Source organism: Streptomyces sp. NPDC016677 (assembly GCF_055562815.1).
This window is the reverse complement of the sequence record NZ_JBVHEO010000007.1, coordinates 206751-221180: the sequence shown is the minus strand read 5'-3', so window position 1 is coordinate 221180 and position 14430 is coordinate 206751. Positions and strand designations below refer to the sequence as shown.

Below are 14430 nucleotides of genomic sequence, written 5' to 3'. Positions count from 1 at the left end.
CCGGTACAACCAGAACCGGCACCGATCAGGAACAGGGAGAACTCGCCGATCACCGAGGGCAGCCGCATGACGTGGACCGCGACGAGCAGTGGAGCGGCACGCTCTACGAGCCGCTCGGCGACGGGAGGCGGACCGTCAGATCGCTGAGCGCGTGGATCGGGCGCCGGACTTCTCGACGACATCGGCGGGCACCTTCGTGAGCAGTCCGCCCCAGCATGGAGCGCCGGACGGGAGCGGGGCTCCGTAGGCGCAACCGACGGGCCGGTCCTGGCCGTAGCAGACCGACCGTGCGGGTTCAACCGTCCCGGCGGCTCAGCCGTCCCGTCCCGTCCCTTCGCGAGTCGGCCGGCGTCGGCGCACGGAGTGCGGGGACGAGCAGGGCGCTGTACAGGAAGGCGGTGTGGAGGAGGGCAGTCTTGGGTGGGGTCGCCGCTGTCGGGACAGGCAGGCGCAGCCAGCAGACGCGTACAGGCTCTGGTCGCTCCGTGCGGAGCGTGTTCGACACGCTCTCCGTAGGCGCGGCCGTCAGAGGTCGCTTTCTCCGTAGTTTCATTCCGGAACCTGTGGCTGGTGCGGCTTCGCGGGGTCGCGCCAGGAGACAGCGGTCACGCCGGTGAGGCGGCGGGCCATGAGGTCCGTCATGCCCACGATCTTCTTGCCCGCGTCCGTACCCCCCTGACTCACGGCGGGCACGCTCGTGGAGGTCTTCCCGCTCTGCGCGGCGATCACGCGCCATCGTCGCGGTTCCGCGCGCACAGTGCGGTTGATGCCGCCGTCAACTACGCCGGAGCCGAGCCGTGCCGGGATTCGGATCATGAATTCTAGATCCACCGAGAAATGCGAAAGTTACAGCAGACGCATTGACGCTGTGGTGACCCTCGCCATACCTTCAACAAGGTTCAACTGCCTCGGACTGCCCTCCCTGCAGGAGCATTATCCGAAACGAGGGAGCATGCGTGACACGTCTGACGTTCCGTTACGCAAGGCCACACCGAAACTCGGCACGGCGCATGGGTTCACCTATGCCGTGAGCTGCCTGCTCTTGTCCCTCAGCGCCCATTTCTTCATCCGGTCCGGTTTGGCACCGATCCGCTCGACGCCCTCTCGCTCGGCGTCCCGCGTCACCTCCCGCTGACGATCGGCGCCCACCAGGCAGCGGTGGCACTGCTGTGCGTCACCGCGTGGGCAGTGCCGAACCGGCGTCGGCCGGTGCGATCGCTCTTCATCACCTTGATCTCTGTGCGGGGGGCTGGCCACCGGCCATCTCGGCATCCGGGCCATCGGGCCCGTGGCCGTCACCGGGCGCGAGTGGCCGCGCGGGCCCTCCCGGCGCGGAAAAGGACTGGTCAAGGGAATTCCGCTGCTCGGCGGCCGACTGCTCGGTGGCCCCGTCGGAGAGGGAAAGGCGACCTTCCTGGTTTCCGTTGACCTCCTCATCGAGCCTTTCGTCGGATTCGATCGACGCTATCCCTCTCTTTCCGATCACGGGTTCTCGCCGACCTCACTCACGGTCTCCGCACTGAATAGCCAGGAACCCGTATCGCCGAAATCCCGGCACGGAGAATCGAATAGCCCGGAGAAGGGGGCCTGCATGACGTATGTGATCGCTCAGCCCTGTGTCGACATCAAGGACAAGGCCTGCCTCGACGTGTGTCCCGTCGACTGCATCTACGAGGGGGAGCGCAGCCTCTACATCCACCCGGACGAGTGCATCGACTGCCAGGCGTGCGAGCCGGCCTGCCCGGTCGAGGCCATCTATCCCGAGGCCGAGCTCCCCGCCGAATGGGCCGTGTTCACCGCCGTCAACGCCGAGTTCTTCGACGCCGCGGGCCTGGGTGCCCCCGGTGGCGCGGCCGCTCTCGGCCCGGCCGGCACCGACCATCCGTACATCATCGCCCTGCCCCAGCCCGAGCCTCAGAAGGAGAGCCGGACATGACCGAACCCGCGTGGAAACAGAACGCCTACCCGGCCCGACTCGAGGAGCGCCTCGAAGGGGACGTGGTGCGCTGCCATCTGAGCCCCCGCAACTGCCGTATCCGCCCCGGCCAGCACGGCTTCTGCATGGTGCGGGCCAACCGGGACGGCCGCCTCGTCAGCCTGAACTACGGACGGTCGGTGCACGCCACCGAGGAGACCATCGAGACCGAGGCCGTCTTCCACTACGCCCCGGGCGCCCGCATCCTCTCCATGGGCAATGTCGGCTGCATGCTCAACTGCGACTACTGCCACAACTGGAAGACCTCGCAGGCCCGGTACGTCGAGGACAAGGACGTGTACCACTACACGCCCGAGCAGGTCGTGGACATCGCGCTGCGCCATGACATCAAGGTCATCTCCTGGACCTACAACGACCCGGTCGTGTGGCACGAGTTCGTCGTGGAGACCGCCGCCCTCGCCCAGCGGGCGGGCATCGTCAACCTCTACAAATCGGCGTTCTTCATCAGCGAGGAGGCGATCGACGAGCTGATCCCGGTGATCGACATCTTCTCGATCTCGATCAAGTCGATGGACCCGAAGTACTACCGCAAGATCACCAAGGGGTGGCTGGAGCCGGTGCTCGCGGGCACCGAACAGGTCTTCCGGGCCGGTAAGCACGTCGAGGTGTCGACCCTGATGGTCACCGACCTCAGCGACGACGAGAAGACCGCCCGCAGCATGGCCGCCTTCGTCGGCGAGCGGCTCGGCACGCACGTCCCCACCCACTTCGTGCGGTTCCACCCCGACTACAAGATGACCGACACCGTCCGCACCCCCGTCGACCGCCTGGAACACGCCCGCAAGGTGGCCATGGACATGGGGCTGCACCACGTCTGCCTGGGCAATGTGTACGACACCGACTCGACCACCACCCGATGTCACAGCTGCGACCGGGTCCAGGTGACCCGCTACGGCCTCAACGCCCGCATCGTCGGCCTCACGCCCGACGGCCACTGTCAGGGCTGCGGCACCGATGCCCACTTCACACTGCTGCCCGGCGCCGAGACCAGGACCGCCGTCCCCGCGCTGCCCGGCCACAAGCTCGACCTCGCCTCGTTCTCCTGGCACGGCGACGTCCGCGCGCTGCACGTCCAGGTGAGCAATCCCTCGCCGGTGTCCAAGACCGTCTACCAGCGCAGGTTCGGCGACCCGGCGGTGCCGGAGAGCTGGGCAGTGATCGACCTGGCGCCCGGCGAGAGCTTCCGGTTCATCGCCGCCAAGTCGACCGCGGACGAGCAGGGCGTGACGGTCGCGATCCCCGAGGGCTGCGCCTCCAGCCTGCACGAGGTCTTCGACCGCGCGCACTTCCCGACCGTGGAGGTCTCCGCGGGCAGCAAGAACGACGACGTGACCCCGTTCCCCGCGTTCCTGCCCATCGTGCGCTGACCGCCCGGCGAGAAGAGAGAGGAGTCCGGCCATGCCGCGTCAGTCGGTCCTGCTGATGGTGCCGCCGCAGCAGTACGGGTACGGGTACATCAATGACTTCTTCTGGCAGGAAGGGCTCCTCTACCTCGCCTCCTACCTCAAGAAGCGCTTCGGCCACGAGCTGGACGTGGAGATCTGCGACGGCAACCACCGCACCATGGACGAGTGCCGCCGACTGCTCCACGAGCGGCGCTACGACCTGGTGGGCTTCCACTGCATCGACCACACCCGCGACGCCACCTTCGAACTGCTGCGCCTGGTCGGCGAGAGTGGCTGCCGCCGGGTCGCCTTCGGTGGCGCGGGCGCGATCTTCGGCCCCGAGCAGTACCTGCTGGCCGCCGGCCGGGCCGACCTCGCCGCCGAGGCCGTGGTGGGCGCCTGCACCGACGCGGGGGAGTACACCATCGAGGCCATGCTCCTGGACACCCCGCCCGCCGAGATCCCCAACTTCGTCTACCTGGACGGCTCCGGGCCCGCCCCCAGGCTGCGCCGCTCCCGCAGGGTCGCCGGGCGGCCGGGACCCACCGAGTACCTCGACCAGCTCCCCTTCGAGCTGTACACGGAGATCCTCGACTACTTCACGCTCCAGCTCTCCCGTTCCGACTACCCCTACCGCCCGCTCACCTACAGCGGGCTCAGCCATGAGGGCTGCCCGCACCGGGTCTGGCGCGACGACACCCTGGTCAAGAGCTGCTCCTTCTGCGCGATCCCGGCCCGGAAGCTCGCCTACCGGCCCCCGGGCGAACTGTGGCAACGGGTGGGCGCACTCGACGAGGTGTGCCGCCGCCGCTTCGACACCCCGCTCAACTCCATCAAGGACTGGGGCGACAGTCTGACCCCGCGCCTGCTGCGGGACCTCATCGACCTGCGCCCCGCCGCACACTCCGGCATGACGTACTCCGGCTATCTCAGCGTCGCCGACATGACCCCGCGCATGCTCGACGCACTGCGGGAGATGAACTGCTGGAGCGTCTACATGGGCGTGGACGGCACCAGTGACCAGGGCCTGGACTTCCTGGAGAAGGGCTACTCCGAGCCCACCCTGTGGGACCGGCTCCACCTCCTGTCCGACGGCTACGACTTCAGGGTCGAGGTCGGGGTGATCCTCGGCGTCGAGGGCGAGACGCCCGGCACCCTCGCCCGCAGCGTCGAGGTGATCCGCCGCATCGGCGATCTGTTCGGCGAGCGGGTCATCGTCGTCCAAGGCAACATGCTGGTGCCGATGCCCGGCAGCCTGGTCTTCAGCAGCCTGGCCCGGCGCTCCCGCGAGCGCGGCCTCGGCGACCCTCTGCGGCTCGACGTACAGGGCCGGATCGACCTGTGGCTGCGGGAGTTCACCCACGTCACCTTCGAGGAGTGCGCCGCGGCCCAGGCCGAGGTCGAGCGGATCTCCCCGCGCCGGCACAGCTACTCGATGCCCCGCCCTGCATGACGGGGCCGCTCCTCGCGGGACTGCTCGCCGGGTACGGCATCGCGATGCCGGTCGGCGCGATGTCCGTGCTGATCGTGACCCTGTCGTCGCGGGTCTCCCTGCGCCGCGGCATGGCGGCCGCCCTGGGGGTGGCGAGCGCGGACGGGCTGTACGCGCTGGCCGCCGTCGTGGGCGGCGCCGCGCTGACCCGCGTCCTCGCGCCCGCCACCCCTCCGCTCCAGGCCACCGCCGCACTGGTGCTCGCGGCGATCGCGGTACGGGGCCTGGCCGGGGCGGTACGGGCCCATCGCGCCCGGCGCCCGGCCCCGCCTCCCCTGGCCGACGTCTCGTCCTTGCGCACGTACACCGGCCTCCTCGGGCTTACGCTGCTCAACCCGGTGACCGTGGTCTACTTCGGGGCGCTGGTCATCGGTGGCCAGTCGGGGGCGGGCGGATCGACAGCGGGCGGGGTGGTGTTCGTCGCCGCCGCCTTCGCCGCCTCCGCCAGCTGGCAGGCGCTGCTCGCCTTGGGCGGCGCGTTCCTGGGCCGCCTCCTGACCGGCGACCGCGGCCGTACGCTGACCGCGGTCACCGGTAACACCGTGATCCTGCTCCTCGCCGCCCGCCTCGCGTGGTCGGCCGCCACCGGCTGAGGGCGGCGGCCCTCCAGCAGGGCGCGAGCCCGCCGCGACGATGGCTCCTGGCGCACACCTCCGCTCCGGACACCCGGCCCGCGGCGGTCGGCCGGGTCGGGTGTCGAGCCGGCGCGGGCGATCGTGCGGCGGTGGGTCTCGTCCGCCAAGCAGCGGTCGGCGTAGAGGGGTGCGTCGCAGCGCCCCGTACTGCTCGAGAATCGCGGCCGGAGCGTGCTGCCGTGAGGACGCGGAGAGCTGCCGACGATCGGGGAGGAGGTGGCGTACCCGAACTCGATCGATGCGGCGGGACCGAGCAAGTCGTCCGATTCTCCTGGACCCATCCCATGTTGATCCCCGGGGGCAGCAGCGGTCCGGAAACCGGCCAGAGCTCGCCGACGAGGATGGGCCGGCGAATGCGGGGAAGCGCCGTCGGACCCCTCGACAACCCCACCGGCCACACCCGATGCTGCGTGATGGCATGAGCGCGACACCCTTACTGCCGGTCCCGGCGGACCGGACCGGCAGCCGAGCCGGGCGGAGAAGCCATGATCCGACGCAGAGCCCTGCTGGCCGCGGCAGGCGGTACGTTTCTCGGCACCACCCTGGCCACCGGTACCGCACACGCGGACGCCACGATCGCCGTCGATCCGGGCACCACGTACGGTACGTGGGAGGGCTGGGGCACCTCCCTCGCCTGGTGGGCGAATGTCTTCGGCGCGCGGGACGACTTCGCCGACGCCTTCTTCACCACCAGGTCCGTCCCGTACGACGGCAGGACGCTGCCCGGCCTCGGCCTCACCATCGCCCGCTACAACCTGGGCGCGTGCAGCTGGAACAGCGTGAACGGCGAGACGATGGCGGCCTCGCCCAACATCCCCGGCTACAAGCAGATCGAGGGCTACTGGCAGGACTGGACGAACGAGGCCCCCACCTCCGCGGCCTGGAAGTGGACGGCGGACACAGCGCAGCGCACCATGCTGGTGAAAGCCACCCAGCGCGGCGCGACCACGGAACTCTTCGCCAACTCTCCCATGTGGTGGATGTGCCTCAACCACAACCCCTCCGGCGCCTCGGACGGCGGCAACAACCTCCAGTCCTGGAACTACCGCCAGCACGCCGCCCACCTGGCCGAGGTGGCCCTGCGCGCGAAGACCGACTGGGGCGTGAACTTCGCCTCGGTCGACCCCTTCAACGAACCCAGCTCCACCTGGTGGACGGCGACGGGCACGCAGGAGGGCTGCCACATGGACGCGTCGGTGCAGGCAGCCGTACTGCCGTACCTCCGCAGTGAGCTGGACGGACGTGGCCTGACCGGCACACGGATCGCGGCGTCCGACGAGACGAGCTACGACCTGGCCCGCACGACCTGGAACTCCTGGGGCGCATCGACGAAGGCCCTGGTCGACCGGGTGAATGTCCACGGCTACCAGGGTTCGGGCGGCCGCCGTGACCTCCTCTACACGGACGTGGTGACCACGGCGGGCAAGGCCCTGTGGAACTCGGAGACCGGCGACAGCGACGGCACCGGCCTCACCATGGCGAGCAACCTCTGCTACGACTTCCGCTGGCTGCACCCCACGGCCTGGGTCTACTGGCAGGTGATGGACCCGTCGTCGGGCTGGGGGATGATCGCCTACGACCCGAACACCCTCCAGCCCGGCGCCGTCCAGACCAAGTACTACGTGATGGCCCAGTTCAGCCGCCACATCCGCCCCGGCATGACGATCCTGGACACGGGCGTGAGCTACGCGGCGGCAGCACTGGACCGGACGACCCGCCGCCTGGTGATCGTCGCGGTCAACACCTCGGCATCCGCCCAGACCCTGACCTTCGACCTCTCCCGCTTCACCACGGTGACGGGCGGCACAGGCGGCCTGGTCCCCCGCTGGAACACGGTGACGACCGGCGGCGGAGACCTCTATACGGCCCGCTCGGACACGTACCTCTCGGGCAAGTCGGTGAGCGTCCCGTTCACGGCGAAGGCGGTGCAGACGCTCCAGATCGACGGCGTGACGATCTGAATCCGGGGCCGCGTCCGAAGGGACTGATCACCGGGGCGTCGACACAGGCCCCGCAGACGGTGCCGGGGATGCCCTGGCCTGCGCATGTCTCATCTCTGACGCAGGTCGGCAGAACGGTGTCCAGGGTACGCCCCGGCACGCGTGCCGAGAACGTCGATCGCACCACCGGGCGGCGCGCCTGGAGGGGACCGCTGTCGCAGGAGGCGGCCCGCCACTCGCCGGGCACAAGTCGGCCGGTCCGACGGGGGGCGGCTGCCTCGTTCCTCTTCTGTTCCACACGGCAGGCGGGGGCTTGGGGGGTGTCCCCCCCCGAGACCCTGCTCCTGCGGGACTGCGACGGCGGAGTGGATGTGGACGGCGGTGGGCAGGCACTTCCCTCTCCGTAGGGCCGGAAGGGCGGAGCCGCCCAGTTTTAGGGAAGCGAAGGCGGAGTACGCCCGCATCACCAGCAAGCGGCACGAAGGGACGTTCGTCCCACCCAACAAGATCACCGTGAACGAGTGGCTGGATCAGTGGCTCGTTATGAAGGCCGAAGACCTGGAGCCGACCACGGTCTACAACTACCGGGTGACGCTGGATCGTGTACGCGGGAAGCTCGGGAACGTCCGGCTGCAGGAACTCACGGAGGACCATGTGGTGGCGTGGATGCGGTGGGCTCTCCAGGGAGGCCGTGTGCGGGGCGGGAAGGCGGGAACAGGTCTCGGGGTCACCTCGGTTGACATGAGCCTGGCCAGACTGAAAGACGCCCTGAACCGCGCTGTCACGCGCGGTCTGGTGACCGTCAATGTAGCCAGTGAGGTGCACATTCCGCTGAAGGTCCGGAAGGCGGAGCGGAAGGCTGAGGAGGTTGTCCAGCCATGGAACGCCTCGGAGGTGGGTGCCTTCGTCGCTGCGATGAAGGGTGACCGCCTGTTCGCGCCGCTGCTGCTGTCCCTGATGGGGCTCCGTCCAGCGGAGGTCTGCGGCCTGCGGTGGTCGGACATCGACCTGGACGCGGCCACGCTCAGCATCGCCAACACCCGGACCATGATGGGCAACCGCACGGTGGTGGAGAAGGACACGAAAAGCATGGCGGGTGAGCGTGTGTAGCCGCTCCCGAGCCTCGTACGGGAGGCGCTGAAGACATTCCGCGCCACGCAGGCAGTGGAACGCCTGGCGGCGGGTGAAGGGTACGAGGGCGGCGGGTATGTGCTCGTGGATGAACTTGGGGGCGCGCTGAACAGTCGGCAGCTCCGAACGCGGGCCTGCAAAATAATGGACGCAAACGGCCTTCGCAGGGTCCGTCTGTACGATGCTCGGGCGTCTTGCCTCACGTACCTCGCCAACAACGGGGTGCCGGATCACCTGCTCGCCAGGTGGGCCGGGCACACCAACGTGAAGACGACGAAGAAGTGGTACGTGAAGCCGGATGTGGCGGACCTGCTTCCAGCGGCGGAGGCATGGGGAGGTCTCGCAGGGGGCGTGTGACAGATCGTGACAGATGAAGGTGTGAACCCGTGACCGAAGGCAAGACCGAGACTCTGCAATACCGCTTTGACGGGCCAGAACATCTACCAGTCCTGATCTTGGGGCCGTCTCTCGGTACCACATGGCACATGTGGGACCGCCAAGTGCCCGAGCTGGCGCAGCAATGGCGGGTCTTCCGGTACGACCTGCCGGGACACGGAGGCGCCCCGGCCCACCCCGGGGGATCCGTCGCCGACGTCACCACGCGGCTGCTGGCCACGCTCGACGAACTCGGCGTGCAGCGCTTCGGCTACGCCGGCTGTGCGTTCGGGGGCGCGGTCGGTATCGAGCTGGCCCTGCGCCACCCCGAGCGCCTCGCCTCGCTGGCGCTGATCGCCGCCTCGCCGCGCTTCGGGACCGCCGACGAGTTCCGCCAGCGCGGGGTGATCGTGCGGACCAACGGCCTCGACCCCATCGCCCGCACCTCGCCCGACCGCTGGTTCACCGGAGGGTTCGCCGCCGCCCAGCCGGCGATCACCGAGTGGGCCGTGCAGATGGTCCGCACCACCGACCCCGGTTGCTACATCGCCGCCTGCGAGGCCCTCGCAGCCTTCGACGTCCGGCACGAACTGGGTCACGTCGGCGTGCCCACCCTCGTCCTGGTCGGCTCCGACGACCAGGTCACCGGCCCCGCCGAGGCGCGCACCCTGGTCGCCGGCATCCCCGACGCCCGCCTCGCCGTGGTGCCCGGCGCCTCCCACCTGGTCCCGGTGGAGCAGCCCGCCGCCGTCACCGACCTGCTCGTACGCCACTTCACCACCGCCTGGCAGCCCGCCCCCGACGCCACCGGCCAGACCGTGCTCCCCGGTGTCCCCGGCGTTCCCGGCAAGCCGGTGCCGGTCGCGGCGCCGCAGTCCGTGCCGGTGGCCGAGATCGCCCCGGCGGTCGCGCAGCCGCAGGCCGCCCAGGGCCGTCCCGACCCCTACGAGGCGGGGCTGAAGGTGCGCCGCGAGGTGCTCGGCGACGCGCACGTCGACCGGGTGCTGGCGGACGCCGACGACTTCGCCGGCGACTTCCAGGAACTCCTCACCCGCTATGCCTGGGGCGAGGTCTGGAACCGTCCGGGCCTGGACCGCCGTACCCGCAGCTGCGTCACCCTCACCGCGCTGGTCGCCGGCGGCCACGCCGAGGAGATCGCCCCGCATCTGCGGGCCGCCCTGCGCAACGGGCTGACCCCGGCCGAGATCAAGGAGGTGCTGCTCCAGGCGGCTGTCTACTGCGGCATCCCCGCGGCGGACCGCGCCTTCCGGATCGCCCAGCAGGTGGTACGGGAGGAGACGACCCCCTCGGAGTGAGCCCTGGAGCGAGCCCCGATGTGAGAGCCGGAGCGAGCCCCGGAGTGACCCGCACCGGCCCCGGGGCCAGGATGGAACCATGAAGCTGACCAAGAAGTCCCACTCCTGCGTCCGCCTGGAGAAGGACGGGCAGACGCTCGTCCTCGACCCCGGAGCGTTCAGCGAGGAGGACGCGGCCCTCGGCGCGGACGCCGTCCTCATCACGCACGAGCACCCCGACCACTTCGACGAGCTGCGGCTGCGCGCCGCGATGGAGATCAACCCGGCCGCCCAGGTCTACACCCTGCGGGCGGTCGCGGAGAAGATCTCGTCGGCGTTCCCGGGCCGGGTGCACACCGTGGGCCACGGCGACACCTTCACCGCCGCCGGGTTCGACGTCCAGGTCCACGGCGAGCTGCACGCGGTGATCCACCCGGACATCCCGCGCATCACCAACATCGGCTTCCTCGTCGAGGGCGGCCGGCTCTTCCACCCCGGGGACGCCCTCACCGTCCCCGACCACCCGGTCGAGACGCTGATGCTCCCCGTGATGGCTCCCTGGAGCAAGATCTCCGAGGTCATCGACTACGTCCGTGAGGTCCGGCCGCAGCGCGCCTACGACATCCACGACGCCCTGCTCACCGATCTCGCCCGTCCCGTCTACGACCGCCAGATCGGTGCGCTGGGCGGCGCGGAGCACCTGCGGCTGGCCTCGGGCGAGACCACCGTCCTCTGAGTGTCGGACCCGCCGGGTAGGTTGTGGGGCATGCGCATCGCGACCTGGAACGTGAACTCGATCACCGCCCGCCTGCCGAGGCTGCTGGCCTGGCTGGAGAGCAGCGGCACCGATGTGCTCTGCCTCCAGGAGGCCAAGGTGGCCGAGGACCAGTTCCCGGCCGAGGCCCTGCGCGAGGCGGGCTACGAGGCTGCCGTCCACGCCACCGGCCGGTGGAACGGCGTGGCGGTGCTCAGCCGCGTCGGTCTGGAGGACGTGGTCAAGGGGCTGCCCGGCGACCCCGGCTACGACGGCGTCCAGGAGCCCCGCGCCGTCTCCGCGACCTGCGGCCCGGTCCGCGTCTGGTCGGTGTACGTGCCCAACGGCCGCGAGGTCGACCACCCGCACTACGCCTACAAGCTCCAGTGGTTCGAGGCCCTGCGGGCGGCCGTCGAGGGCGACGCGGCCGGCAGCCGCCCGTTCGCGGTCATGGGGGACTACAACGTGGCACCGACCGACGACGACGTCTACGACCGCGCCGCCTTCGAGGGCGCCACCCACGTCACCCCCGCCGAGCGTGCCGCCCTCGCCTCGCTGCGCGGCGCCGGACTGTCGGACGTCGTCCCCCGCCCGCTGAAGTACGACCACCCGTACACGTACTGGGACTACCGCCAGCTCTGCTTCCCGAAGAACCGCGGCATGCGCATCGACCTGGTGTACGGCAACGAGCCGTTCGCGAAGGCGGTCACCGACTCCTACGTGGACCGCGAGGAGCGCAAGGGCAAGGGCGCCTCCGACCACGCGCCGGTCGTGGTCGACCTCGACGTCCCGGTGCAGTGATCACGAGCGTTGTCGACGCCCACCGGGCCTACGGAACCAGCAGCCGCAGGTCCACCGAGTCGGCCAGCGCCTTCAGACCCGCGTCCCCGGGATGCAGGTGGTCGCCGCTGTCGTAGGCGGGCAGCATCCGCGCCGGATCGGCCGGGTCGCGCAGTACGGCGTCGAAGTCGAGCACGGCGTCGAAGGCGCCGGAGTCGCGGATCCAGGCGTTGACCTCGGTCCGCTCGGCGTCGACGGCGGCCGTGCACCCCGTCCGGCCGCCGCACGGCACGATCGTCGCCGCCAGCGTCCGCAGGCCGGCGGCGCGCGCCCGGTCCGCCAGCTCGCGCAGCCCCGCGGCCAGCGTCCCGGCGTCCGTGCCCGCCAGCAGGTCGTTGACGCCCTCGAACACCACCGCCGTGCGCACCGAGGGCTGAGCGGCCACGTCGCGGTCGAAGCGGTGCGGGGCGCTCACCCCGGCCTGGTCGGTGGAGACCCCGTCGCCGGGATAGCGGTCGGTGACGACGCGGTTGCCGGAGATCCCGTGGTTGAGCACCCCGTACCGGGGCACCGTGTCCTGCGCCCGCAGCCGGCCGGCCAGCACATCGGGCCACCGCCGGTTCGCGTCCACGGTCGACCGGTCACCGTCGGTGATCGAGTCCCCGAGCAGCACCACCGACCCCGGCCCGCCGCCCACGTCCACCCCGGCCAGCAGCGGCCAGGACGTCAGCGTCGAGGTGTACGCCCCGCCCGGCTCCTCCGCCGCGTGGTCGCCCGGTTCGCTCAGGTACGACCGCTGCACCGCGAGCCGGTGGACGGGCGCCGCCGTCACCGGGCCCGGCAGGTGGAAGCTCACCAGCAGATCGGCGCCGGCGGGGACCGCGAAGGCCAGCGGATCGCTGTACGCCTGTGCCCCCGCCGGGATCTCCACGCCGTCGGCGCCGCCGAACGACAGCCGCGCCGGGATGCCCCGGGCCGCCGCGCCGGACGCCCGCACCGCCACCGTCGCGCCGCCGATCCGTACCGGCGCCGCCGCGAAGGTGTTGTCGAACCGCACCCGCACCCGCGTCCCGCCCACCGAGGTGTGCACCACCAGCCGCAGCGTCCGGTCCGTCCACGGGCCCACCGCCGGGTAGCCCGACGTGGAGGCCGCCCACGTCCCCGTCCAGTCCCGTCCGGCGTCCCGCACCGCCAGTGCGAACACGTGCAGGTCCCGCGCGTACGGCAGCCGTACCGAGGCCACCTCGCGCTCCGCCGCCAGCGGCACCGTCACCACGTACAGCCGGGCCCGCTCGGCGATCCGGCCGGACGGTGCGCTGACGTGCGGCAGCGCCACCGCCTTGGTGGCGAGCGGACCGGTGCGCCAGTCTGGGGAGGCGAGGCGGAACGCCGACCGGGTGCCGTCCGCGTACGCCACCTCGCCCGCTCCGCCCGGCTCGCCGCCGCCGGTGCCCGCCACCAGGAAGGCGAGCGCGTCACCGCGTCCGGTGACCCGCACCTCCTGCCCGTTCGCCCGGACGTTGTCCGGCTCGCCCGGCGCCCGCGCGGGCCACCTCAGCCGCGCCCCCAGCACGGTGAGCGTGCGGCCAGGCGTCCAGCCCGCGGCGGCCAGGTCCCCGGCCGACAGGGAGGCACCCGAGCCGTCGAAGTCCGCCTCGCCGGGGCGGGCGTCGTCGCTGACGGCCGTGTTGTCGAAGTACCGCTCCAGCGGCAGCGGCGCGGCGGCGCGCGCCGGGGCGCCCGGTGACAGGGCCGCCAGCAGGACGAACACGACCGCGCAACCGCGGACCCCTCGGCGCACGGCGGCTCCTCCCCTCGACGGACGGAACGCGAAGGTAGGAAGAGACCCGGCGCGCGTCAACGCGCCGAGCCGTGCGGGCCCGTCATGTCACCCGTAAGCCGTACCCGCGCGCCTGTGGTGCGTACGGCGGTGCGAATGACACGCTGGAGAGATGAACATCCCCTTCCTGGGCAAGAGGCACGCGGATCCGGGGACTCGTGACCCGGAGGGCATCGCCGGCCTGCTCGCCGAGTGCGAACTGCTGCGGTCCCAGGCGTCCCGGGAGGGCGTCGGGCTGGACGACTCACCGGCCTCGCTGGAGCGGCTCGACCAGCTCGTGCCGCGCTGGCGGGACGACGAGGAGATCCTGCCCTGGCTGGGCAACGACGCCGGGCTGTACCTGGGCACCGTCATCGTGCGCACCGTGCCGGGTGCCGCCTGGGGGTTCCGGGCGGACGGCCAGCCCGTCGTGCGGCTCGACTCGGGCCGGGAGTTCGATGTGGTGGCCTCCGGACACGAGTGGGCCGCCAGCGGCGCGCCCGAGCTGTCGCAGTCGTACGCCGAGGTCGCGGAGGCGTGAACGCCCCGCCGCAACAATGGCCTTAAATACGGCTAATGCCCGAAAAGTGCGTGTCGGGTGCGGGGCGCCTCCTCGGCCGGATACGTTGCGGCAGCAGCCAGGACAGAGCTGAGGAAAAGGGCTGGAATGGTCGTCGATCCAGTGATCGAGTCGAGTGACGTCAGGACAGGCCCGTGGGAGAGGGCCTCGGGCAGCGGAGGGCGCGCGAGTCCCGCCCTCCGGCACATCGGGCAACCGGCCTGACCCGGCCGCGGGCACCCCTCCGCACGCCGGACCCGTCCGGTGCC

General features: G+C 71.0%; 13 protein-coding genes. 11 read left to right on the top strand and 2 right to left on the bottom strand.

Annotation, left to right across the window (positions count from 1 at the left end; all coding sequences use genetic code 11):
• Positions 1 to 549: 549 nt before the first annotated feature.
• On the bottom strand, positions 550 to 684 hold the full coding sequence (locus tag ACZ3IG_RS21180) for a hypothetical protein (RefSeq protein ID WP_467433930.1): 135 nt from the start codon (positions 682 to 684) through the stop codon (positions 550 to 552).
• Positions 685 to 1591: 907 nt separating this feature from the next.
• On the opposite strand from ACZ3IG_RS21180, the gene fdxA reads away from it, so the two are divergent.
• The 10 genes from fdxA to ACZ3IG_RS21130 all read left to right on the top strand — a co-directional run bounded on the left by fdxA (position 1592) and on the right by ACZ3IG_RS21130 (position 11804).
• Positions 1592 to 1936: a ferredoxin gene (gene fdxA, locus ACZ3IG_RS21175; protein ID WP_467433929.1), complete on the top strand. Its 345-nt coding sequence runs from the start codon at positions 1592 to 1594 to the stop codon at positions 1934 to 1936.
• Entirely contained in the window at positions 1933 to 3363 is a 1431-nt protein-coding gene (gene amrS, locus ACZ3IG_RS21170; RefSeq protein WP_467433927.1) for an AmmeMemoRadiSam system radical SAM enzyme, read from the top strand. Before fdxA ends, amrS begins: the two co-directional genes overlap by 4 nt.
• Positions 3364 to 3394: 31 nt before the next feature.
• Positions 3395 to 4834, top strand: coding sequence for a B12-binding domain-containing radical SAM protein (locus tag ACZ3IG_RS21165; protein ID WP_467433926.1), 1440 nt, complete (start codon positions 3395 to 3397; stop codon positions 4832 to 4834).
• Positions 4831 to 5466 (top strand): LysE family transporter, encoded by a 636-nt coding sequence (locus tag ACZ3IG_RS21160; RefSeq protein ID WP_467433925.1) that lies wholly within the window; start codon positions 4831 to 4833, stop codon positions 5464 to 5466. Before ACZ3IG_RS21165 ends, ACZ3IG_RS21160 begins: the two co-directional genes overlap by 4 nt.
• A gap of 527 nt (positions 5467 to 5993) precedes the next feature.
• Positions 5994 to 7469, top strand: a complete 1476-nt coding sequence (locus tag ACZ3IG_RS21155; RefSeq protein ID WP_467433923.1) for a glycoside hydrolase — start codon at positions 5994 to 5996, stop codon at positions 7467 to 7469.
• Between the two features lie 492 nt (positions 7470 to 7961).
• Positions 7962 to 8558 (top strand): site-specific integrase, encoded by a 597-nt coding sequence (locus ACZ3IG_RS21150; RefSeq protein ID WP_467433922.1) that lies wholly within the window; start codon positions 7962 to 7964, stop codon positions 8556 to 8558.
• A 54-nt stretch (positions 8559 to 8612) separates the two neighbouring features.
• Positions 8613 to 8936 (top strand): tyrosine-type recombinase/integrase, encoded by a 324-nt coding sequence (locus tag ACZ3IG_RS21145; RefSeq protein ID WP_467433921.1) that lies wholly within the window; start codon positions 8613 to 8615, stop codon positions 8934 to 8936.
• 29 nt (positions 8937 to 8965) lie between these two features.
• On the top strand, positions 8966 to 10270 hold the full coding sequence (gene pcaDC, locus ACZ3IG_RS21140) for a bifunctional 3-oxoadipate enol-lactonase/4-carboxymuconolactone decarboxylase PcaDC (protein ID WP_467433920.1): 1305 nt from the start codon (positions 8966 to 8968) through the stop codon (positions 10268 to 10270).
• A 79-nt stretch (positions 10271 to 10349) separates the two neighbouring features.
• On the top strand, positions 10350 to 10985 hold the full coding sequence (locus tag ACZ3IG_RS21135; RefSeq protein WP_467433919.1) for an MBL fold metallo-hydrolase: 636 nt from the start codon (positions 10350 to 10352) through the stop codon (positions 10983 to 10985).
• 30 nt (positions 10986 to 11015) lie between these two features.
• On the top strand, positions 11016 to 11804 hold the full coding sequence (locus tag ACZ3IG_RS21130; RefSeq protein ID WP_467433918.1) for an exodeoxyribonuclease III: 789 nt from the start codon (positions 11016 to 11018) through the stop codon (positions 11802 to 11804).
• Between the two features lie 28 nt (positions 11805 to 11832).
• Here the strand turns inward: ACZ3IG_RS21130 and ACZ3IG_RS21125 are convergent, their stop codons facing one another.
• The gene (locus ACZ3IG_RS21125) at positions 11833 to 13584 is read right to left on the bottom strand and encodes an SGNH/GDSL hydrolase family protein (RefSeq protein ID WP_467433917.1); all 1752 of its coding nucleotides are present in this window, start codon (positions 13582 to 13584) and stop codon (positions 11833 to 11835) included.
• Between the two features lie 151 nt (positions 13585 to 13735).
• Here ACZ3IG_RS21125 and ACZ3IG_RS21120 point away from each other — a divergent pair, with 151 nt between their 5' ends.
• The gene (locus ACZ3IG_RS21120) at positions 13736 to 14143 is read left to right on the top strand and encodes a DUF6278 family protein (RefSeq protein WP_467433916.1); all 408 of its coding nucleotides are present in this window, start codon (positions 13736 to 13738) and stop codon (positions 14141 to 14143) included.
• The last annotated feature ends 287 nt before the right edge of the window (positions 14144 to 14430 follow it).